Source organism: Mesorhizobium vachelliae (assembly GCF_033977325.1).
GTDB classification, from domain to species: Bacteria; Pseudomonadota; Alphaproteobacteria; order Rhizobiales; family Rhizobiaceae; genus Mesorhizobium; species Mesorhizobium vachelliae.
This window is the reverse complement of sequence record NZ_JAVIIR010000006.1, coordinates 219,317-238,608: the sequence shown is the minus strand read 5'-3', so window position 1 is coordinate 238,608 and position 19,292 is coordinate 219,317. Positions and strand designations below refer to the sequence as shown.

The following is a 19,292-nucleotide window of genomic DNA, read 5'->3' as shown; positions in this document are numbered from 1 at the left end:
TTCTCCCAAGGCGCCGGTTGCTTGGTTTCGTCCGCTCGACTCCGGGAAGGAGAGACTGACATGACCACGATTGAATTCGCTTCCGAGACCCCACGCATCACCACGCGTCCGGCCGTTGCGACGCGCGTGCTCAATGCTCTCGCCAACGCCTATGTCGCCTGGAAAAATCGCCGCGCCTTCTATCGCCTGGGCGAGATGTCGGATGCCGAGCTTGCCGATATCGGCCTGACCCGCGCCGACCTTCATGTCGCCGTCGCCGTGCCGTTCGGCCGCGATCCGACCGTGAAGCTGCGCGCCATCGCCAGCGAGCGTGCCGACACGATCGAGGACCTCGCTCGTCAGGTCGCCTGAACGGCCGCGTTGCCTGGATTTCCGGTCACGTTGAACCTTTTCACGGCTCGGCGCGACCAAGTCTCATGCAGGCTCCCACACTCCCTGCCGGTTCCCCGCCGGCCAGCCTGCACATTGCCCGGTTCTCCTCCAGGACCGGGCATTTTTTTAAGGTGTGCCGACCTTCAGGTGAGGCCGGCCTGCAAACGGCGGTTTCCTGCGCTTCCGGTGCTCACGCACTTAAGTACGCTCCGCTCCGGTTCTCGGAAGCCACCGTTTTCGGCTCGGCCTGACCTGAATCTCGGCGCACCTTGGGGCCGAGCGACACTACCGCCGGTCCATGTCGCGCTTGAACTGGTCGAAGATCGTGCCGACGTTCTTCTCATATTCGTCGCGCTGCTGCGCGCCCGTCTCGAACATCTTGCCGAAGATGTCGTCGAACGGGTTTCGCGGCCGCCCGCTCGGGTTGGTTTGCGGCTGTTGCGGCGCGCTCTGCTGCGGCTGGCGCTGCTGCGGCTGGGGCGCCGGCTGTCCGCCGGGCAGGCCGAAACCGCCGCCGCCCTGACGCAGCATCTCCTCGAAGATTTTGCCGAGCGGGTTGTCGCCATAAGGGCTTTGCGTCTGCTGCGGCTGCGGCCGGCTTTGCTGCTGCTGGGCGCCGCCGCCGAACATATCCTGCAGCACCTTGCCGAGTGGGTTCTCGCCGTAAGGATTGGGCGATTGCTGCGGCTGCTGCTGGGCGCCGCCGCCGAACATGTCCTGTAGCACCTTGCCGAGCGGGTTCTCGCCATAGGGATTGGGCGCCGGCTGCGGCGCCTGACGTTGCTGCGGCGCCGGCGCGAGGCCGCCCTGCCGCATCATCTCCTCGATGATCTCGCCGAGCGGATTGTTGCCGCCGCCGAAGCCTCCCGCGGCCCGCATCTGGTTGTTGGTCTGGTTGAACAGCCCGCCCATCATCATCGAGGCCACGGCCGGCAGCATCTGCTGCAGCACCTGCTGGCTCAATCCCGTCGCCTGCGCGGCCTGGCTCGCCACGGCGCGCGACAGGTCCTTCGAACCGAACAGGTGGCCGAGAATGCCGTTGCCCTCATCGATGCCTTGCGGCGAAAAGGCCCTCGAGGCGTCCTCGAAATACTTGGCGTGCTGGCCGCTCGCCATCGCCGTCATGAAGGCGCCCATCCCGTAAGGATCGGCGGTGTTGCGCTGCAGCCCTTGCGAGAACGCCGGCAGAAGCGCCTGGACCGCGGCCTGCGTCTGCTGCATCGAAAGTCCATACTGCTGGGCCAGCGCCTGCATGCCTGCGCCGTTCTGGGCCTGGGCGAAAATGTCGAACAGGGAAGGCATTTGGGTTCTCCTCCGACAATATCCTCGTCGGAGAGCCTAATTCGTTTCCATCACCGATTGAAGTGACTTTTGGTGCCCAACCGTTCGGCGCATGGCGAACGGTTAATGCATGTCGCCCAGAAGTGTGCAGCGGTTCTGGGACAACGACATGCATCAAAACAAAGGCTTAAACCGGTCGGCTGAGTCCGCTGCAGCGCGACGCGCTTTAATAGGCATATTCCATGAACACCGGCTCGATCGAACCGCCCCAGCGCGTGTGGTAGGCCGACAGCATCTCCTCGGCGCTGGTGGTGCCGCGCGCCACGACCTCGTCGAGCGTGTTGAGGAACGACGTCTCGTCATAGCCATCGCGGTTCTTCTTGGCTCGGTTCTTCAGGCCCATGCGCGAGATGGCGAGCACGTCGCGGGCGACGTCGCGCAAGGTGGCGTTGCGGAACGGCGCGCCAATGCCCAGCTCCGGCACGGCGTTGCGCATTGCCAGCGCTTCCTTGTGGGTCCAGCTCGACGTCAGCGCCTCGGCGGCATCCAATGCCTGTTCGTCATAGAGCAGCCCGACCCAGAAGGCGGGCAGGGCGCAGATGCGGCGCCAGGGGCCGCCATCGGCGCCGCGCATTTCCAGGAAGCGCTTCAGCCGTACGTCCGGGAACAGGGTCGAGAGATGATTTGCCCAGTCGCCCATCGTCGGCAGGCCGTCGGGGACTTCATTGCGGGCGGCGCCCGCCATGAACTGGCGGAACGTGTAGCGTGTCATGTCGTGATAGTGGCCGTCGCGGATGACGAAATACATCGGCACGTCGAGCGCCCATTCGACATAGTCGGCAAAGCCGAAATCGGGCGAGAAGCAGAATTCGAGCATGCCGGAGCGCTGGTTGTCGGTGTCGCGCCAGATGTCGCCGCGCCAGCTCTGCAGGCCGTTCGGCCGGCTCTCGGTGAAGGGCGAGTTGGCAAACAGCGCCGTCGACAGCGGCTGCAGCTTCAGCGACACCTGCATCTTGCGGCGCATGTCGGTCTCGCTCTCGAAGTCGAGATTCACCTGGATCGTGCAGGTGCGGTACATCATGTCGAGGCCCTTGGTGCCTACCTTCGGCATGTAGCGCGTCATGATCTCGTAGCGCGATTTCGGCATTTTCGGCGTGTCGGCCAGCGACCATTTCGGGCTGCCGCCGAGGCCGAGGAAGCGGATGCCGAGCGGCTCGGCGATCTCGCGCACCTGCGCCAGATGTGCGTTGCCCTCGCGGCAGGTCTGGTGGATGGACTCCAGCGGCGCCCCGGAAAGCTCGAACTGGCCGCCGGGCTCCAGCGAGATCGCACCCTGGCCGGTCGGCTCGACGAGGCCGATGATGCGGCCGGCATCCATGATCGGATCCCAGCCGAGCTTTTCCTGCATGCCTTCGAGAATGGCGCGGATGCCGCGCTCGCCGCCATAGGGCACCGGTGCGTTGCCGTCGACATAGAAGGGGAACTTCTCGTGCTCGGTGCCGATGCGCCATTTTTCGCGCGGCTTGTTGCCGGCGGCCAGATAGCCGACCAGTTCGTCGATGCCTTCGATGGGCTGGGTATCGGTTGTGTCGCGCGCCATCTCGCCCCTCCGTGCGCATAATCCCCGAAAACCGGTACCGATTTTCGCTGGACGTCCTGCGCAAGCTTTTAATTGTTACAGCGCCCTTTGCTCCACGAAAAGGAGGCGCGGTGCTGCAGGGGCCGGACGGCCGCCGGCGCTAGATGGACGAAATGCCGGCAGCCGATCAAGCAAAAAATCCTGAGCCAGGCCTCAACAGGATTTGATTACCAGTCGCCGATCGTCGCCTGGATCGCCGCCAATGCCGCCACCGCCGCGGTGTCGGCGCGCAGGATGCGCGGCCCGAGCGGAATGGCGGTGACGAAAGGCAAGGCCCTCAGCATCTTGCGCTCGTCCTCGGAAAATCCGCCTTCCGGGCCGACCAGAAGCGCAAGTTTCCTCTCCCTTACCGCTTGCAGTGCCGGCAGCGGATTGTTGGTCGCGGCGTCCTCGTCGCAGAAGATCAGCCGCCGCTCCTTGTCCCAATTGGCAAGCAGCCGTTCCAGCCTCTCCGCCTCGCGCACCTCCGGCACCGCCAGTATGCCGCATTGCTCGGCAGCCTCGACCACATTGGCGCGCAACCGATCGATGCCGGGCTTTGCCACCTGTGTGTGCTGGGTGATGACTGGCTGAAGCCTGCCTGCGCCCATCTCGACGGCCTTCTGCACCAGGTAATCGAGCCGGCCCTGCTTGAGCGGCGCGAAGCAATAGACGAGATCGGGCAGCGGCGGCTGCGGCCGCTGCAGCTCCAGCACTTTCAGCCGCACAGCCTTCTTCGACTTCGCAGCGATCGCCGCCGACCATTCGCCGTCACGGCCGTTGAAAAGCAACACCTCGGCGCCTTCGCCGAGCCGCAGCACATGGGCGAGATAGTGGCTCTGCTGCTGGCCGGCGTCGAATTCGAGGCCGGGCCCAAGATCGTCCGGCACGAACAGCCGCTGCATTTTGTAGTTGGCGCGCATCGTTGAGGAATGGGCGAGGCAATGGGCGGCGTCAAGTATCGGCAGACGGATGCCAGACAGGCGAGAAGCCTAGCCGCAGCACCGCAATGGTGGTCGCCGGCGTCAGCAGGCGCAGTGAAGTACCGGCGAAGCGATCGAGGGCAATGGAATCTGCGTAGCCCGCGAATGACCATTTGCGTGCCTTGCCGGCACGCAGCGCATAGGCAGCGTCGCCCTGCGCGATCATCGTTCCATCGGGCAAGCCGACAAGCTCCGGAACGGTCACGGCAGGCGGCCGCCCGCCTGACGCCAGCCGTTCCTTGTGCAACCGCTTGTCGACCATCGGCGCGCGCGGCTCATCGATGCCGAACGCCTCGCCGAAGCGGGTGACGAAATCGGCCGCCCGTTCGCGCCGGCAGAAGAAGCAGGGCCGGTGGCCGGCGGCCAAGGCGGTCACCTCGTCGAGGAAGAACAATTCCGTCCAGCCGGCCTTGCCGCCCGGCCTGTTACGGCCCATCGGCTCGCGCCGCACATTGCGGAACTGGCAAGCGCAGATGATCCAGGCCGGCAAGGCCCAGCGCTTCTTCAACAGCGTCTTGGTCTCGGGGTCGTGGATGATGCCACGGTTGCCGGTGAACAGGCCGCGTTCCGGCACGGCATGGATGGCGCCGAAGGGGTCGACCCGGTTCTGCAGTGGCATAGCTTTCTCTCCGGCTGCGCATCTTGGCTGAAATACGGGCCGCATGATATCGCTCGCCCCAGCGTTTTCATGTCAGCAGGATTCTCGATGCGCGTGCTGGTGGTCCAGAACTACGACAACACCGGCCTCGGTCAGGTCGGCGCCGCTCTGGCCGAAGCGGGCGCCGATCTCGACCTGCGGCGTCCCTACCAGGGCGATCCGTTGCCGCATGATGCAGGCGGGCATGATGCGATGGTCTTGCTGGGTGGCGGACAGAATGCGCTGGCCGACGAGGACTACTCTTATTTCCCGGCGCTCCTCGACCTGACGCGCGATTTCGCCGACAAGGACCGCTCGGTGCTCGGCATCTGCCTCGGAAGCCAGCTTCTGGCGCGCGCCTTCGGCGGCACCAACCAGATTGGCGGCGCCACCGAGTTCGGCTGGCACAAAGTCTCGCTGACGCCGGCGGCGAAGTCGGACCCGGTGCTGGCTGCGCTGCCCGAAAGCTTCCCGATTTTCGAGTGGCATGACGACACGTTCGGCCTGCCGGAAAACGCCGTGCGGCTGGCCGGCAGCGCGGTTGCCGAAAACCAGGCGTTCCGCCTCGGCCGCGCCGTCTATGGCTTCCAGTTCCACTTCGAGGCGGATACGCCGATGGTGCGCGACTGGAGCACGTCCTTCGCGGCGACGATCGCTGAGCGCCATCCCGGCTGGAACGAACGCTTCGACGGCGAGCTGGCCCGCAATGGCGCCGACGCCGACGCCGCCGGGCTGGCGATTGCCCGCGCCTGGGTGGCGACCATCTGAGCATCCGGTCCCTGATAGGGCGAAGCGTGGCATAATTGGCACGCCCGCGGGCTTCCGCCTGGGGACAACATTCTTCTTCCTTGGTTTGTGTCCGACCGCTCCCCTAAGAGGGCGCGCCTTGTATCGCCGATGCAACCGGCATGAACCTTTTGTGTGATCCAGCCGACACACCGGCGATACAGAATCTGCTTAGAAGCGCGAAATCGTCGAAACATTGAGACGCATTTTATCGTTTCAACGCATTGGTAACCGCCTCGTGCCCAGATGCAGAAAGCTTAACCAGAGATGACGTCCGTGAAAGCAGCTCTCCTGTCTTTTGTCATGCTGTCTGCCATCGTTCTCTGCGGCCTGGGCATCTATGCCGCCGACGCAGCGACCAACCACCGGGCCGTCGACGGTTACGGCGTCACCGCAACGCTGAACTAAGCCCGATCAAAAAATCGGAAGCTCGCCCGCGCCGGGGCTGTCTAAAGCGCTTTGCCCTGGACCGTGATGATGCGTTTGTCGCCGCCATTGACGGCGAGTGCGCTCAGCGTTCCGGATTTCCAGGCGAGCGTGTCGACATTGACGCGGTTGGCCATGACTTCGGCCTCCGGCACCGGCGTGTGTCCATGCACGACCACCTTCGGATAAAGGCCGGGGTGGTCATGGAAGTCGTCACGGATCCAGATCAGGTCCTGCGGGCTTTGGCTTTCGAGCGGCACGCCGGGGCGGATACCTGCATGGCAGAAGAAGAAATCGCCGAAGCTGACCGAGAACGGCAGCGACTGCAGGAAATCGACATGGTTGCGCGGCACGGCCTTCAGCAAGGCCATGTGTCCCCGCGCGACGGCCTCGGCCTTGCCGAACCAATCCATGTCGCGCGTGAAATCCACGCAGTAGGACTGCGCCGTCTGGATGCCGCCGTAATTCATGAACAGGCCGTCCGGCTCGCCGTCGGCAAGGAATTCGAGCATGCCGATGTCGTGGTTGCCGGCGAGCACGATGTTGCGCGCATCGCGCTTTTGCGCCTCGATCAGGAAATCGATGACACTTTTGGAGTCCGGACCGCGATCGACATAGTCGCCGAGATGGATGAAGCGCCAGTCGGACGCGGGCGCGCTTTCCAGTTCGCTCTCGATGCGCCGGTGCATGGCGGCGAGCAGGTCATGGCGGCCGTGCACGTCGCCGATGGCATAGAGCCGCATGCCGTCCGGCCCGCGCGCGTCGAGGTAGTGGATGCCGCTTTCGGTCAAGGAACCTGTCTTTCGTATTGGTCGCCGCGCAAGCTAGGACCAATCGATGAACAACGCCCTAGCGGCGCAACGGCTCCTTGCCCCATGTATGCGATGCAGCGCTTACAGCGCCTTAGCGACGCAACTGCTCCTTGCCCATGTCGGTGACGAGGCGCTTGCCGCAGAGCGCCAGCGTGATGTCCATCTCCTTGCGGATGATTTCGAGCGCTTTGGTGACGCCGTCCTTGCCCATCGCCCCGAGGCCGTAGAGGAAAGGCCTGCCGATATAGGTGCCCTTGGCGCCGAGGCAGAGCGCCTTGAGCACGTCCTGGCCGGAGCGGATGCCGCCGTCCATATGCACTTCGATCCGGTCGCCGACCGCATCGGCGATTTCTTCCAGCACCGAGATCGAGGAGGCGGCGCCGTCGAGCTGACGCCCGCCATGATTGGAGACCACGATCGCGTCCGCCCCGGTCTTGGCCGCCATCAGCGCGTCCTCCTTGTCGAGGATGCCCTTCAGGATCAGCTTGCCGCCCCAGCGTTCCTTGATCCAGGCCACGTCCTTCCACGACAGCTGCGGATCGAACTGTTCCGTCGTCCAGGACGACAGGGAAGAGACGTCGCCGACGCCCTTGGCGTGGCCGACGATGTTGCGGAAGGTGCGGCGCGGCGTGCCGGCGATCCCCAGGCACCAGCGCGGCTTCAGCGCAAGGTCGACGATGTTGGCAAGCGTCATCTTGGGCGGCGCCGAGAGCCCGTTGCGGATATCCTTGTGGCGCTGTCCCAGGATCTGCAGGTCGAGCGTCAGCACCAGCGCCGAGCATTTCGCTGCCTTGGCCCGGTCGATCAGGTTAAGCACGAAATCCTTGTCGCGCAGCACATAGAGCTGGAACCAGAACGGCTTTTTGGTCGCCGAGGCGACATCCTCGATCGAGCAGATACTCATGGTGGACAGCGTGAACGGCACGCCGAACGCTTCCGCCGCCTGCGCCGCGAGCATCTCGCCATCGGCATGCTGCATGCCGGTCAGCCCGGTCGGGGCGAGCGCCACCGGCATCGCCACCTTCTCGCCGATCATGGTCGATTCCAGCGAGCGGTTGCTCATGTCGACCAGCACGCGCTGGCGGAATTTTATCTTGCCGAAGTCCTCTTCGTTGGCCCGGTAGGTGCTCTCCGTCCAGGCGCCGGAATCGGCATAGTCGAAGAACATCTTCGGCACCCTGCGGCGTGCCAGGTCCTTGAGGTCGGCGATGGTGAGGATTTCGCTCATGATGGTCCCCGTTAAATCTGTGCTTAGGAGCGTTTTCGTGTGGGTTCGATATCGCCGGCGTCCGAGCGTTGCCTGAGGCGCAGCCTGGACACCCGCTGCCAGTCGCCGCTGCGCTCGGCTTCCGCCATCGAGCGCTCGACATAGGTGATGTGGTCCATCGCCGCCTTGCGCGCCGCGATCGGATCGCCGGCCTTGATCGCGGCATGGATCGCCCGGTGTTGCTCGAGCAGCGCTTCGCGCGCGCCGGGCACGCTGAACACCAGAAGCCGGTTCTGGAACACGCCCTCCGACAGCAGCCGGTAGCAGGAGCGCAGCGTGTGCAGGAGGATGATGTTGTGCGCGCATTCGCACACCGCGTGGTGGAACTCGACGTCGATTTCCGCCTCGTCGTCGAAATCGCCGGTCCGGTGCGCTTCGTCCATGCGCGCCATGATGCGGTCGAGCAGCGCCAGATCCTCCGGAGTTGCGCGGCGCGCCGCGTACTCGGTCGCCACCGCCTCGATCTCGCGCCGGTATTCCAGATAGTCCGTCACCGCCTTGCGGTGCGTGGAGATGAGGTCCGTCACCGGCTTGGTGAAGAGCTGGCCGATGACGTCGGCGACATGCGTGCCGCCGCCCGGCCTCGTCGTCAGCAGCCCGCGGCCCTCCAGCGCCTTCAGCGCGTCGCGCAGGATCGGCCGCGACACGTCGAACTGGCGCGCCAGCTCGCGTTCGCCGGGCAGCCGGTCGCCGGTGCGCAGCACGCCTTCGAGGATCAGGCTCTCGATCTGCTGCACCACCTCGTCGGCGGTGCGCGAATGCTCGATCCTGAAGAAAATGTCGCTCAAAGGGATGCCTGGAGAACGGAACGGAGGTCACTCAGATTAAGGCCTCTCTCGCCAACTGGTCAAATTATTTATCCAATTCGTCAGTCCGTCGCCTTGCCCGCCGCGCGTTGCGGTCGCCGGATGCTAATATTTGCTGTTTACGCGTCCCACCGATTGCCGCAAGACCACCGGATTGCGCGATGGGTCGAAATCAGGGGGATCAGCCGTGTCGGACGAGACGCCCAAGCTTGAATTCCAGCCGCGCGCCCAAGGCAGCGTGATGGGTTTTCCGGCGCATGAGGGGCGGCCTGGCGCGCTGGGGGAGGTCCATGCCCGACCGCACCCGCTGATCGAAAAACCGCGCGTGTTGATCCAGCTTTCCTTCATGACCGAAGGCGGCGCCGCTGTCGACCATGCGGTGCTGTCGGAACTGTCGCGGCGGCTGGGCATCGCCGCGCCCGAGCGCAATGCGCGCCATCATGCGATGAAATGGGGCAAGGGCACGCTGCGCTGGGAGCGGCATACGGAATTCTCGACCTATCTCTGGGAAGGGCCGCTGGCCGAGAACGGCCGGGCGCAGGAAGATTCGCCTTTCGGCAACGGCTTCTCGCCGCCCGGCACCGTGATTTCGGGCATCCGCCTCGAAATCCGCAAATGGACGCAGGCCAGCGAAAAGCTGGTCGCCGGCTTCGACCCGACCAGCCTGTGTTATTCGCTGGTTGAGCGGGGCGCCGCCGCCATCATCACCGATTTCCGCCAGGACGGCGACGGCCTGACCCGCATCCTGGTGCTCGATCGCGGCCTGACGCCGGCCAGCACCGGCGCCTTGTCGCAGCGGCTGATCGATATCGAGACCTATCGCACGCTGGCCATGCTCGGCCTGCCGATGGCGTTGACGCTGTCCGGGCGCGCCCGTCGTATCGAGGACCGCCTGGCGCAGACCACGCTGGAAATGAAGGCGGTCGAGACCCGCGACAGCCAGACCTTGCTTGCCGATCTCACCGGGCTTGCCGCCGAGCTCGAGGCCGACGCCGCGTCCAGCCTCTATCGCTTCGGCGCCAGCCGCGCCTATGACGGCATCGTCACCGAACGGCTCCGGGCGCTGGATGAAGAGCCGGTGCAGGGTTACGACACCTGGGCAGGCTTCCTCTTGCGGCGCATGGCGCCGGCCATGCGCACCTGCCGCTCGGTCGAGGAGCGCCAGGCGAACCTGTCGCGCAAACTCACCCGCGCCACGACGCTCTTGCGCACCTGGGTCGATGTCGATGTCGAGAAGCAGAACCGCGATTTGCTCGCCTCGATGAACAACCGCGCCCGGCTGCAACTGCGCCTGCAGCAGACGGTCGAAGGCCTGTCCGTCGCCGCCGTGTCCTATTATGTCGTCGGCCTCATCGGCTATGTCGCCAAGGGCGCCTCGGTCTTCGGGCACGCTTTCGCGCCCGAGGTCGTCACCGCGGCCTCCGTCCCGGTCGCCATCCTGCTTGTCTGGTGGGGCGTGCGTCGCGTGCGGAAAATGCATTCCGAGCCGGCGAGGCATCCGGGCGAGTAAGCGTATCTTGGGGGACGGCCGGAAGCAGCGGCAGATTGCCGCTGCGGAAGCTTGGCGTCACGCTCGCCGCCGCCCGGACCAAAGCAGCGTTTGCAACAAAACGGTCAAGCTGGTAAAAGATTTTGACCAGTCAAGCGAGATGACCGATGTCCGGCCTAGCCATGCCCAAGCCAGATGCCGAGACGATGCGCCGGCGCGCCGAGATCGTCGCCGACATGCGCATCATCGTGCCGGGCGAGGGCGTCGTCGACACGGCCAACGAGATGCGCGCCTTCGAAAGCGACGGCCTGACTGCCTACCGGCAGCTGCCGCTGGTCGTGGTGCTGCCGGAGACGGTCGCCCAGGTCTCGCGCGTCCTGAAATACTGCAACGAGCGCAACATCCGCGTCGTGCCGCGCGGCTCCGGCACCTCGCTGTCGGGCGGCGCGCTGCCGCTTGAGGATGCGGTGCTGCTGGTCATGAGCCGCTTCAACCGCATCCTGCAAATCGATTATCCCAATCGCATCGTCGTCGCCCAGCCGGGCGTCACCAATCTCGGCATCACCACCGCCGTCGAGCAGGAGGGCTTTTACTACGCCCCCGATCCATCCTCCCAGATCGCCTGCTCGATCGGCGGCAACGTCGCGGAAAACTCCGGCGGCGTGCATTGCCTGAAATACGGGCTCACCGCCAACAACGTGCTGGGCATCGAGATGGTGCTGATGAATGGCGAGGTGGTGCGGCTCGGCGGCGGCCATCTCGACCAGGAAGGCTACGATCTGCTCGGCGTGATGACCGGCTCCGAAGGCCTGCTCGGCGTCGTCACCGAAGTTACGGTGCGCATCCTGAAGAAGCCGGAGACGGCGCGTGCGCTGCTGATCGGCTTTCCGACCAGCGAGGAGGGCGGCCAGTGCGTCGCCGACATCATCGGCGCCGGCATCATCCCGGGCGGCATGGAGATGATGGACCGCCCGGCGATCCACGCGGCGGAGGATTTCGTCCATGCCGGCTATCCGCTCGATGTCGAGGCGCTGCTGATCGTCGAGCTCGACGGCCCCAGCGTCGAGGTCGACCACCTGATCGGCCTCGTCGAGGCCATCGCCTACAGGAACGGCTCGACCACCTGCCGCATCTCGCAATCGGAACAGGAGCGGCTGAGCTTCTGGGCCGGCCGCAAGGCGGCCTTCCCGGCCGTCGGCCGCATCTCGCCCGATTATTACTGCATGGACGGCACGATCCCGCGCAAGGAACTGCCGCGCGTGCTGGCCGGCATGCGTGATCTCTCCGAGAAATACGGTCTCGGCGTCGCCAATGTCTTCCATGCCGGCGACGGCAATCTGCACCCACTGATCCTCTACGATGCCAATGTGCCCGGCGAGCTCGACAAGGCTGAGAGTTTTGGCGCCGACATATTGCGGCTCTGCGTCGAGGTCGGCGGCGTGCTGACCGGCGAGCACGGCGTCGGCGTCGAGAAGCGCGACCTGATGCCGGAAATGTTCAACCAGATCGATCTCGACCAGCAGATGCGCGTCAAATGCGCCTTCGACCCCAACCACCTGCTCAACCCGGGAAAAGTGTTTCCGCAACTGCGGCGTTGCGCCGAGCTGGGGAGGATGCATGTGCATCGCGGGCAGGTGGCGTTTCCGGATATTCCGAGGTTTTGATGGGCACGCGGGATCAAAGTTCCTCGCCCCCGCAAAGCGGGGGAGAGGTGGCTCGGGCGAAGCCCGAGACGGAGAGGGGGACGCCCTCTCCGCCAAGCCGCCGCTCGCCCGAAAAGATCGCCCGTGCGCGCGAGCTGCGTCACGGTGACAATCAGGCGGAAGCGATCCTCTGGAGCGAGTTGAAGGCAAGAAAGCTGGGCGGATACAAATTCGTTCGTCAAATGCCCATCGGCCCATACTTCGCGGATTTTGCATGCAGGAGCCAAAAGCTGGTCGTAGAGCTGGATGGCAGCCAACATGCCGGAAGTAGTTACGACAGGCGACGCGACGAGTTCATGCGCAGCGAAGGTTTCTCGGTTTTGCGGTTCTGGAGCTTCGATGTTTTGAAGAACACGAGGAGCGTTTGCGAGACGGTCCTCGCAGCTCTTGAAGGACGGCTTGCGGAAGACGTCGTCGCGCCGGACCTCAGGTTTGTTCTCGCGACCAGGAAGACGGGAGACAGCGCTCTATGATGGCCCCCTCTCCGTCTCGGGCTTCGCCCGAGCCACCTCTCCCCCGCTTTGCGGGGGCGAGGAACCCAAGCTTTCCAAGGTCGCGACTTTGGCGATTGGCGTTTCCTCGCCCCCATAAAATGGGGGAGAGGTGGCTCGGGCAAAGCCCGAGACGGAGAGGGGGCTGCGTTGCCGTATGCGATTGCCCTGCTCCCCTTGTCGGGGCGAGGAACCAGGTGTCACAATGACCACCTTCACCCCCACAGCACCCGCCGAAGTTCTCCCCACCGTCCAATGGGCAGCGGCTGAAGAAACCCCCCTTGAAATGCTCGGCCACGGCTCCAAGCGCGGCATAGGCCGTCCGCTGCAGACCGAGCACACGCTCGACATGTCGAAGCTCACCGGCGTCACGCTCTATGAGCCGGCCGAGCTGGTGCTGTCGGCTCGTGCCGGCACATCGCTCGCCGAGATCGAGCAACTGCTTGCCGAAAACGGCCAGCAATTCGCCTTCGAGCCAATGGACTACGGCCCGCTGCTTGGCGGCGCGCCAGGCAGGGGCACGATCGGTGGCGTGCTGGCCTCGAACCTCTCTGGTCCACGCCGGTTGAAGGCGGGTGCGGCACGCGACCATATCCTCGGCATATCGGCGGTATCGGGCCGTGGCGAAGCCTTCAAGTCCGGCGGCCGCGTCGTCAAGAATGTCACCGGCTACGATCTCTCCAAGCTGATGGCCAACAGCTGGGGCACGCTCGCCGTCTTGACCGATGTCACCTTCAAGGTGCTGCCGGCCGCTGAAACCGAAGTGACCTTGGCCATTCGCGGCCTGCTCGACGATGCCGCGGTCGCCGCCATGGCGCTGGCGCTGGGTTCCAGCGCCGAAGTGTCGAGCGCGGCGCATCTGCCGGAGCGCATCGCCGCGAAGGTCGCCGGCGGCAAGCACGGCAGCGACGCCGCGACGCTGCTGCGCGTCGAAGGTTTTGGGCCATCGGTCGTCTATCGCGTCGAGGCGCTCAAGCAGCTGCTAGGCAAGGCCGGCCCTCTGGAAGAGATCGCCGGAGAGGCCTCGAAAACCATCTGGCGCGACATTCGCGATTGCGTGCCCTTTGCCGATGGCGGCGCGCGGCCTGTCTGGCGCGTCTCGATGGCGCCGTCCGAGGCGCATCACATGGTGATGGCGTTGCGCATGCAGGCGGCGGTCGACGCCTTTTATGACTGGCAGGGCGGCCTTGTCTGGCTGTCGATGCGCGAGGACGATCCGGAGGCAGGGCTGCTGCGCGGGCTGATCCGCAAGCATGGCGGCGGCCACGCGACCCTTGTGCGCGCGTCCGCACCGCATTGCGCGGCGCTGCCGGTGTTCGAGCCGCAGCCGCCGCACCTCGCCGCGCTGTCGGCGCGGCTCAAGGCCGAGTTCGATCCCAAGCAGATTCTCAATCCCGGCCGCATGGGTTAGGACCGCGACATGCAGACCAACTTCTCCGCCGCGCAGCTTGCCGATCCGCATGTTGCGGAATCCGAAAAGATCCTGCGCAAATGCGTGCATTGCGGCTTCTGCACCGCCACCTGCCCGACCTATGTGACCTTGGGCAATGAGCTCGATTCGCCGCGCGGCCGCATCTACCTCATCAAGGACATGCTGGAGAATGGCCGGCCTGCCGACAAGGAGATCGTCACCCATATCGACCGTTGCCTGTCTTGCCTGGCCTGCATGACGACATGCCCCTCGGGCGTGAACTACATGCATCTGGTCGACCATGCCCGCGCCCATATCCAGGACACCTACAGGCGGCCGCTGCTCGACCGGCTGACGCGCGCCATGCTGGCGGCCGTGCTGCCTTACCCAAGCCGCTTCCGCGCCGCGCTGAAGCTCGCTGGGCTCGGCCGGCCGTTCATGGGCCTGTTCGAGAAATTGCCGGCGCTGAAGCCGGTCGCCGCGATGCTGAAGCTCGCGCCGTCCTCGATCCCATTGGCATCGCCAATGGCGAAACCGGGCACGCATGCCGGGCAGGGCGCAAAGCGAGGTCGTGTCGCCATCCTCACCGGCTGTGCGCAATCCGTGCTCGATCCGGCCATCAACGACACCACCATCTCGCTTCTGACGCGGCTCGGCGTCGAGGTCGTCGTGCCGGAAGGCGAGGGCTGCTGCGGCGCGCTCGTCCATCACATGGGCCGTGAGGATCAGGCGCTCGCTTCAGCAAGACAGAACGTCGACGCCTGGACGCGCGCGATCGAGAAGGGCGGGCTCGATGCCATCATCATCACCGCATCCGGCTGCGGCACGACGATCAAGGATTACGGCTTCATGCTGCGCCTCGATCCGGCCTATGCCGAAAAGGCCGCCCGCGTCTCGGCGCTGGCCAAGGACGTCACCGAATATCTCGCCGCGCTCGACCTGCCCGAGCCGGTGCGCAAGCCGGGCACGGTCGTCGCCTATCATTCCGCCTGCTCCATGCAGCACGGCCAGAAGATCACGCGCCAGCCGAAGGAGCTTCTGGCCAAGGCGGGCTTTGTCGTGCGCGAGCCGCGCGAAGGGCATCTATGCTGCGGCTCGGCCGGCACCTACAACATCCTGCAGCCCGACATTTCGGCCAAGCTGCGCGACCGCAAGGTGAAGAACATCGAGGCGACGGGCGCTTCGGTCGTGGCCACCGGCAATATCGGCTGCATCACCCAGATCGCCTCCGCCGCGAAGCTGCCGGTGGTGCATACGATCAAGCTGCTGGACTGGGCTTATGGCGGCCCGAAGCCGGAGGGCGTTTCAGAACAAGGGCTTGCGGCGGCAGAGTGATCCTCGTCGTCGGCGCCCCCTCATCCGGCCGCTTCGCGGCCACCTTCTCCCCGAGGGGAAGAGGCTGGCGCCAGTGCCGACAATCTCCTCTCCCCTGGGGAGAGGTCGGCCGAGCGAAGCGGAGGCCGGGTGAGGGTCCGTGCTACTCCGCCGCGATCTGATCCGGCACGCCATAGGTTGCTCGGTAGAGCGCGCGCTGGCGGTTGAGCGCAACCATGGTGTTGCGCAACAGGATCGCGACCGTGAGCGGGCCGACGCCGCCGGGCACCGGCGTGATCCAGGAGGCCACTTCCTTGACGCTGTCGGTGTCGACGTCGCCGACGATGCGGGTTTCGCCGTCGGGGCCGATTTCCGAATTGATGCCGATATCGATGACGGCGGCGCCCGGCTTCACCATGTCGGCCTTGATCAGCCGCGGCTTGCCGACGGCGACGAACAGCGCATCGGCGCGCCGCGCATGCGCGGCCAGCGAGCGCGTCATGTGGTGGCACACCGTCACCGTCGCGCCCTCGCTCATCAGCAGGAAAGCAATCGGCTTGCCGACGATCTCGGAATGGCCGACGACGACCACTTCGAGCCCCTTGAGCTCGAGCCCGGTCTCCTTCAGCAATTCGACTGAGGCCGCCGCCGTGCAGGGCGCCAGGTCGAGCTGGTTGTAGACGATGTTGCCGATCGAGGCCGGGTGCATGCCCTCGACGTCCTTCAGCGGATGGACGGCGGCCTGCAATGTCTTGATCGGGATATGTGCCGGCACCGGCCGCTGGATGATGATGCCGGTGACGCGCGGGTCGGCATTGAGGCCGTGGATCGCCGCTTCCAACTCGCCGGCGGTGGTGTCGGCGGCGAAGCGCCGTTCCTCGAAGCCGATGCCGGCAAGGGCCGCCTTGGCACGCTGGTTGCGCACATAGACATCGACCGCGGCGATGTCGCCGACGGTGATCGAAACCAGCTTCGGCGGAAAACCTTCGGCCGTGGCGATCGCGGCATCCTCGCGCACCGAAGCGATGATGCGCTGGGCGACCGGGCCGCCTTTCAGGTAGCGGCTATCGTCGGTTCGGGTCATGGGCGGCACCTCTGCCTTCTGAAGCAATTCAAGGAAAAGCGCGTAAGCGGCGTTTCGTCCGGAACTGCGTAACGATCAGGATTTGTGCGCTGCAATAGCAGAGGCGCGCCGGGAAATCAGCCCCGAAAGCGAAACCGCCTGCTTTCAGGGCGACTTGACGCGCCATACATTGAAAGAAGACTCGAAATGAAAAGGGCAGCGCGGTTGCCCGCGCTGCCCTTTCGTGACCGGCCGTATCCCCACACGGCCCGTCCCCCGTAAACTCTGTCACCGGTTTAAGCACATCCCGCGGGATCGCACTATGACTTGGCTGCAACAGCAGGAGACTAAAAATGCTGCGCCGTCTAACCGGCTGATTCGCTGCGACTATATCACCTCGACTGTGGTTCCGACATTCACGCGTTCGTAAAGGTCGACGACATCTTCGTTGCGCATGCGGATGCAGCCGGAAGACACCGCGCCGCCGATCGTCCAGGGCTGGTTGGTGCCATGGATGCGGTATTCGGTGGTGCCAAGATAAAGCGCGCGGGCGCCAAGCGGGTTCTCGATGCCGCCGGCCAGGTAGGTCGGCAGGTAGCGGCCCTTGGCAGCCTCGCGCTTGATCATCTCCGCCGGCGGGCGCCAGTCCGGCCACTCGCGCTTGTTGGTGATCTTGTGCGTGCCCGACCATTCGAAGCCTGGCTTGCCGGTGCCGACGCCGTAACGTCGCGCCTTGCCGTCCTTCTCGACCAGGAAGAGGAAGTTCTGGTGCGTATCGATGACGATGGTGCCTGGCTTCGCCGGGCCGTCATAGGCGACTTCCTGCGGCAGGTAGATCGGATTGATCTGCGGCCGCATCACCATGCGCCTGGCCGGCTGCTGCACAGCCGCCGTCTTCTGCCGGTCGGGCTGCGGCTGGAACAGGCGCTGCAGCGGCTGCTGCGTCACCCGCCGGGTCGGCCGGACGATGCCCGGCGCGTGGCCAAGCTGCAGCACCCAGGGCGCCGAAAGGTCGGGGCTCACCATCACCGGCGGCACGTCGGCATAGCGGTCATTGGCAAGGGAGGTCGTGGCGCCGGCGGCAAGGATCGCCGCAGCCCCTAGCAGGGAACAAAACGCTGTCTTCATCGGAACGCACCTTGATCGAACTGATCCGGGGCGGAGAAGGCGCCCTCGGTTTCGCGATCCTTGGCGCGGAGCGGCAAGCAAAACATGAATCGGAACGCGTAAAATGCCGCTTTGTCAGTAAACCTTTTGGTGTGGTTACCGGCCGGTTCAGGAATCTGGTAAAGCCACGGTAAAACGGCGCTGAAGCGCGTTAACGGATGGATTTGCTGACGATGGCGACTGAAAATGCCGGTATTCTCGATGGCCCCGACGGCAAGGCGCGTTGCTTCTGGCATGGCAACCTGCCGGACTATCTTCATTACCACGACCATGAATGGGGCCGGCCGGTGACGGATGATCGCCGGCTGTTCGAAAAGATCTGCCTGGAAGGGTTTCAGTCGGGCCTGTCGTGGCTGACCATCCTGCGCAAGCGCGAGAATTTTCGCGAGGCCTTCGCCGGCTTCGACTTCGACAAGGTGGCGGCCTTCACCGACCAGGATGTCGAGCGCCTGCTTGGCAATGCCGGCATCATCCGTCATCGCGGCAAGATCGTCTCGACCATCAACAACGCCAAGCGCGCCCGCGAGATGGTGGACGAGTTCGGCTCTTTAGCCGCCTGGTTCTGGAAATTCGAGCCGGGGCGGGAGGAGCGGCCCGAAATCGTCGATCTGGCCCATCTGCGCGCCAATCCGACGACAGCGGTGTCGGTCAGGATATCGAAGGAATTGAAGAAGCGTGGCTGGAGCTTTGTCGGCCCGACGACTGTCTATGCCTTCATGCAGGCGATGGGCCTGGTCAACGACCACCTCGAAGGCTGCTACTGCCGCGCCGAGGTGGAGAAAGAGCGCAAGAAGTTGAAGCGGCCGAAGTAGCGTCACCCCTACCTCCCCCTTGTGGGGAGGTCGCGCCGAAGGCGCGGGTGGGGGTAGGAGAAGTCTTCCAGACCCCACCCCGACGCTGCGCGTCGACCCTCCCCGCAAGGGGGAGGGTAAGCCCTCACTTCTCGAACCGGCCCTTATGGCCGCTGCCATTGATGTCCCAGACCAGGCTGGAGCCGGACACCGTCAGCACCAGCCCGCTGAAGCCGCGGTCGTCGGGCGTGTGATGCGTGGAGGCCGAGCTGCGGCCGGCCGGGATGACCTCGACCGTCGAACCCTTCCGCACCCAGCAGCCCTTGCCGTACTGGTCGTTGGCGCCATAGGCGAGCGCGAATTCGAAGCTGCCGTCTTTCTTCAACAGCAGTTCCGAGCCGACTTCCATGACGCCGTTCAGGTAATAATGGCCGGCGAGGCGGGCATCGCCCGGCTGGCAGGCGTTGGCCGCGACGGGCAAGCCACAGAAAAGCGCGCCGGCGAGCACGCCCGCAAATCGCAACCGCATGATGATCCCCCGATCGTTGGATGAAAGTCACACGTTCCCGGCGCCGGCCAGGAACAGCCCGGCAATGATCGCCGCCACGGCCGCGAAGGCTGGATAGATGACCAGCAGGCCGGTCACCAGCGCGTCGCGCACGGTCGGCTTGCGTGCCTCGGCCGCGACGTCGAACGGCCCGGCCGGCTGCTGCGCTGGCTTGAGCGCAAACCCACCGGCAGGCCGCAGCCTGCCGCCGTCGGTAATGTCTTCAGCCGTCGTCATGGCCCCGAACCCCTTGTTTCGGTGGGCTTTATGGCCGTCGATTGTGTCGGCAGCATGCCGTGCCGATGGCGGAATTGTTTCGTTTTTGGCG

The 19,292-nt window shown here is 65.1% G+C and carries 21 protein-coding genes; 10 read left to right on the top strand and 11 right to left on the bottom strand.

All coding sequences use genetic code 11. The features are described 5' to 3' along the window. The first annotated feature begins 60 nt into the window (after positions 1 to 60). Positions 61 to 351 carry a DUF1127 domain-containing protein gene (locus RFM41_RS15345; RefSeq protein WP_041010015.1) on the top strand — a complete coding sequence of 97 codons (291 nt, stop codon included), beginning with the start codon at positions 61 to 63 and terminating at the stop codon, positions 349 to 351. 306 nt (positions 352 to 657) lie between these two features. Here RFM41_RS15345 and RFM41_RS15340 read toward each other — a convergent pair whose 3' ends face one another. The 4 genes from RFM41_RS15340 to RFM41_RS15325 all read right to left on the bottom strand — a co-directional run bounded on the left by RFM41_RS15340 (position 658) and on the right by RFM41_RS15325 (position 4,873). Then, on the bottom strand, positions 658 to 1,674 hold the full coding sequence (locus RFM41_RS15340) for a DUF937 domain-containing protein (RefSeq protein WP_320249933.1): 1,017 nt from the start codon (positions 1,672 to 1,674) through the stop codon (positions 658 to 660). Between the two features lie 205 nt (positions 1,675 to 1,879). Continuing rightward, positions 1,880 to 3,253, bottom strand: a complete 1,374-nt coding sequence (locus RFM41_RS15335; protein WP_320249931.1) for a glutamate--cysteine ligase — start codon at positions 3,251 to 3,253, stop codon at positions 1,880 to 1,882. A 206-nt stretch (positions 3,254 to 3,459) separates the two neighbouring features. Then, positions 3,460 to 4,194, bottom strand: a complete 735-nt coding sequence (locus tag RFM41_RS15330) for a 16S rRNA (uracil(1498)-N(3))-methyltransferase (RefSeq protein WP_320249930.1) — start codon at positions 4,192 to 4,194, stop codon at positions 3,460 to 3,462. 31 nt (positions 4,195 to 4,225) lie between these two features. Further along, positions 4,226 to 4,873 (bottom strand): hypothetical protein, encoded by a 648-nt coding sequence (locus RFM41_RS15325; protein WP_320249929.1) that lies wholly within the window; start codon positions 4,871 to 4,873, stop codon positions 4,226 to 4,228. Between the two features lie 87 nt (positions 4,874 to 4,960). Between RFM41_RS15325 and RFM41_RS15320 the strand changes: the two genes are divergently transcribed. Both RFM41_RS15320 and RFM41_RS15315 read left to right on the top strand, forming a co-directional pair. After that, the gene (locus RFM41_RS15320) at positions 4,961 to 5,659 is read left to right on the top strand and encodes a type 1 glutamine amidotransferase (protein ID WP_320250158.1); all 699 of its coding nucleotides are present in this window, start codon (positions 4,961 to 4,963) and stop codon (positions 5,657 to 5,659) included. Between the two features lie 294 nt (positions 5,660 to 5,953). Next, the gene (locus RFM41_RS15315; protein ID WP_320250166.1) at positions 5,954 to 6,085 is read left to right on the top strand and encodes a hypothetical protein; all 132 of its coding nucleotides are present in this window, start codon (positions 5,954 to 5,956) and stop codon (positions 6,083 to 6,085) included. Positions 6,086 to 6,126: 41 nt separating this feature from the next. Here the strand turns inward: RFM41_RS15315 and RFM41_RS15310 are convergent, their stop codons facing one another. The 3 genes from RFM41_RS15310 to RFM41_RS15300 form a co-directional block, all read right to left on the bottom strand. After that, positions 6,127 to 6,894 carry a metallophosphoesterase gene (locus tag RFM41_RS15310; protein ID WP_320249927.1) on the bottom strand — a complete coding sequence of 256 codons (768 nt, stop codon included), beginning with the start codon at positions 6,892 to 6,894 and terminating at the stop codon, positions 6,127 to 6,129. Positions 6,895 to 7,006: 112 nt separating this feature from the next. Beyond that, positions 7,007 to 8,143: an alpha-hydroxy acid oxidase gene (locus tag RFM41_RS15305; protein WP_320249925.1), complete on the bottom strand. Its 1,137-nt coding sequence runs from the start codon at positions 8,141 to 8,143 to the stop codon at positions 7,007 to 7,009. A 23-nt stretch (positions 8,144 to 8,166) separates the two neighbouring features. Beyond that, complete coding sequence (locus RFM41_RS15300) at positions 8,167 to 8,970, bottom strand: FadR/GntR family transcriptional regulator (RefSeq protein ID WP_320249923.1); 804 nt, start codon at positions 8,968 to 8,970, stop codon at positions 8,167 to 8,169. Between the two features lie 259 nt (positions 8,971 to 9,229). On the opposite strand from RFM41_RS15300, the gene RFM41_RS15295 reads away from it, so the two are divergent. The 5 genes from RFM41_RS15295 (at position 9,230) to glcF (ending at position 15,417) form a co-directional block, all read left to right on the top strand. After that, on the top strand, positions 9,230 to 10,498 hold the full coding sequence (locus tag RFM41_RS15295; RefSeq protein ID WP_430691543.1) for a DUF3422 family protein: 1,269 nt from the start codon (positions 9,230 to 9,232) through the stop codon (positions 10,496 to 10,498). A gap of 146 nt (positions 10,499 to 10,644) precedes the next feature. Then, a complete protein-coding gene (locus RFM41_RS15290) occupies positions 10,645 to 12,141 on the top strand; it encodes an FAD-linked oxidase C-terminal domain-containing protein (protein WP_320249916.1) in 1,497 nt (498 codons plus the stop codon). Next, positions 12,141 to 12,653, top strand: a complete 513-nt coding sequence (locus tag RFM41_RS15285; RefSeq protein WP_320249914.1) for an endonuclease domain-containing protein — start codon at positions 12,141 to 12,143, stop codon at positions 12,651 to 12,653. The genes RFM41_RS15290 and RFM41_RS15285 overlap by 1 nt, the downstream gene beginning before the upstream one ends. Before the next feature lie 223 nt (positions 12,654 to 12,876). Further along, positions 12,877 to 14,082 (top strand): FAD-binding protein, encoded by a 1,206-nt coding sequence (locus RFM41_RS15280; RefSeq protein ID WP_320249912.1) that lies wholly within the window; start codon positions 12,877 to 12,879, stop codon positions 14,080 to 14,082. Positions 14,083 to 14,091: 9 nt separating this feature from the next. Then, positions 14,092 to 15,417 (top strand): glycolate oxidase subunit GlcF, encoded by a 1,326-nt coding sequence (glcF, locus tag RFM41_RS15275; RefSeq protein ID WP_320249910.1) that lies wholly within the window; start codon positions 14,092 to 14,094, stop codon positions 15,415 to 15,417. Positions 15,418 to 15,559: 142 nt separating this feature from the next. On the opposite strand, the gene RFM41_RS15270 is transcribed toward glcF, so the two are convergent. Together RFM41_RS15270 and RFM41_RS15265 are read right to left on the bottom strand one after the other, a co-directional pair. Beyond that, on the bottom strand, positions 15,560 to 16,480 hold the full coding sequence (locus RFM41_RS15270; RefSeq protein ID WP_320249909.1) for a bifunctional 5,10-methylenetetrahydrofolate dehydrogenase/5,10-methenyltetrahydrofolate cyclohydrolase: 921 nt from the start codon (positions 16,478 to 16,480) through the stop codon (positions 15,560 to 15,562). A gap of 366 nt (positions 16,481 to 16,846) precedes the next feature. Next, the gene (locus tag RFM41_RS15265; protein WP_320249908.1) at positions 16,847 to 17,587 is read right to left on the bottom strand and encodes a L,D-transpeptidase; all 741 of its coding nucleotides are present in this window, start codon (positions 17,585 to 17,587) and stop codon (positions 16,847 to 16,849) included. Positions 17,588 to 17,598: 11 nt separating this feature from the next. On the opposite strand from RFM41_RS15265, the gene RFM41_RS15260 reads away from it, so the two are divergent. Both RFM41_RS15260 and RFM41_RS15255 read left to right on the top strand, forming a co-directional pair. Continuing rightward, positions 17,599 to 17,760, top strand: coding sequence for a hypothetical protein (locus RFM41_RS15260; RefSeq protein ID WP_320249907.1), 162 nt, complete (start codon positions 17,599 to 17,601; stop codon positions 17,758 to 17,760). Positions 17,761 to 17,799: 39 nt separating this feature from the next. Then, entirely contained in the window at positions 17,800 to 18,438 is a 639-nt protein-coding gene (locus tag RFM41_RS15255; RefSeq protein WP_320249905.1) for a DNA-3-methyladenine glycosylase I, read from the top strand. A gap of 124 nt (positions 18,439 to 18,562) precedes the next feature. On the opposite strand, the gene RFM41_RS15250 is transcribed toward RFM41_RS15255, so the two are convergent. Beyond that, on the bottom strand, positions 18,563 to 18,946 hold the full coding sequence (locus tag RFM41_RS15250; protein WP_320249903.1) for a hypothetical protein: 384 nt from the start codon (positions 18,944 to 18,946) through the stop codon (positions 18,563 to 18,565). 27 nt (positions 18,947 to 18,973) lie between these two features. Then, entirely contained in the window at positions 18,974 to 19,201 is a 228-nt protein-coding gene (locus RFM41_RS15245; protein WP_320249902.1) for a hypothetical protein, read from the bottom strand. Positions 19,202 to 19,292: the final 91 nt, after the last annotated feature.

Excerpts from the sequence above, each read along its gene's own strand:
- RFM41_RS15285 (WP_320249914.1), top strand. The coding sequence starts at position 12,141 with ATGGGCACGCGGGATCAAAGTTCCTCGCCCCCGCAAAGCGGGGGAGAG.
- RFM41_RS15270 (WP_320249909.1), bottom strand. The coding sequence starts at position 16,480 with ATGACCCGAACCGACGATAGCCGCTACCTGAAAGGCGGCCCGGTCGCC.
- RFM41_RS15325 (WP_320249929.1), bottom strand. The coding sequence starts at position 4,873 with ATGCCACTGCAGAACCGGGTCGACCCCTTCGGCGCCATCCATGCCGTG.
- RFM41_RS15330 (WP_320249930.1), bottom strand. The coding sequence starts at position 4,194 with ATGCGCGCCAACTACAAAATGCAGCGGCTGTTCGTGCCGGACGATCTT.
- glcF (WP_320249910.1), top strand. The coding sequence starts at position 14,092 with ATGCAGACCAACTTCTCCGCCGCGCAGCTTGCCGATCCGCATGTTGCG.
- RFM41_RS15295 (WP_430691543.1), top strand. The coding sequence starts at position 9,230 with ATGGGTTTTCCGGCGCATGAGGGGCGGCCTGGCGCGCTGGGGGAGGTC.
- RFM41_RS15345 (WP_041010015.1), top strand. The coding sequence starts at position 61 with ATGACCACGATTGAATTCGCTTCCGAGACCCCACGCATCACCACGCGT.
- RFM41_RS15245 (WP_320249902.1), bottom strand. The coding sequence starts at position 19,201 with ATGACGACGGCTGAAGACATTACCGACGGCGGCAGGCTGCGGCCTGCC.
- RFM41_RS15280 (WP_320249912.1), top strand. The coding sequence starts at position 12,877 with ATGACCACCTTCACCCCCACAGCACCCGCCGAAGTTCTCCCCACCGTC.
- RFM41_RS15335 (WP_320249931.1), bottom strand. The coding sequence starts at position 3,253 with ATGGCGCGCGACACAACCGATACCCAGCCCATCGAAGGCATCGACGAA.
- RFM41_RS15265 (WP_320249908.1), bottom strand. The coding sequence starts at position 17,587 with ATGAAGACAGCGTTTTGTTCCCTGCTAGGGGCTGCGGCGATCCTTGCC.
- RFM41_RS15250 (WP_320249903.1), bottom strand. The coding sequence starts at position 18,946 with ATGCGGTTGCGATTTGCGGGCGTGCTCGCCGGCGCGCTTTTCTGTGGC.
- RFM41_RS15290 (WP_320249916.1), top strand. The coding sequence starts at position 10,645 with ATGTCCGGCCTAGCCATGCCCAAGCCAGATGCCGAGACGATGCGCCGG.
- RFM41_RS15255 (WP_320249905.1), top strand. The coding sequence starts at position 17,800 with ATGGCGACTGAAAATGCCGGTATTCTCGATGGCCCCGACGGCAAGGCG.
- RFM41_RS15340 (WP_320249933.1), bottom strand. The coding sequence starts at position 1,674 with ATGCCTTCCCTGTTCGACATTTTCGCCCAGGCCCAGAACGGCGCAGGC.
- RFM41_RS15305 (WP_320249925.1), bottom strand. The coding sequence starts at position 8,143 with ATGAGCGAAATCCTCACCATCGCCGACCTCAAGGACCTGGCACGCCGC.
- RFM41_RS15320 (WP_320250158.1), top strand. The coding sequence starts at position 4,961 with ATGCGCGTGCTGGTGGTCCAGAACTACGACAACACCGGCCTCGGTCAG.